Genomic DNA, 247 nt, shown 5'->3' with positions numbered 1-247 from the left:
CTGTACTAAGATATTCAGGATGCTTTCTTTGAAAATTCAATAAGGCATCATAATAGCTAGATTCTTCTTCTATGCGTTCGTCATTAGAAAAAAGAAAAGAAACTGGAGTCGAATAGTTATTTTCATAGTGAACTGGTGATACTTCATTTTCATTTTCGCTCACTGTTTCAGTATGACAACCAATAAGGAAGCATAAAGCAGAGAATATGAAGGTTAGTTCTATAATTTTCATCCTGTCACCTTACCC

The 247-nt window shown here is 33.6% G+C and carries 1 pseudogene; it reads right to left on the bottom strand.

The features are described 5' to 3' along the window. Nucleotides 1-232, bottom strand: a pseudogene (locus AOA61_RS31735) (hypothetical protein); the annotation flags it as partial. Between the last annotated feature and the right edge of the window lie 15 nt (nucleotides 233-247).

Origin of the sequence: Pseudomonas sp. 2995-1, from assembly GCF_002742505.1 — a bacterium.
In the GTDB taxonomy this organism is placed as follows: domain Bacteria; phylum Pseudomonadota; class Gammaproteobacteria; order Pseudomonadales; family Pseudomonadaceae; genus Aquipseudomonas; species Aquipseudomonas sivasensis.
This window is presented reverse-complemented; position numbering and strand designations above follow the sequence as displayed.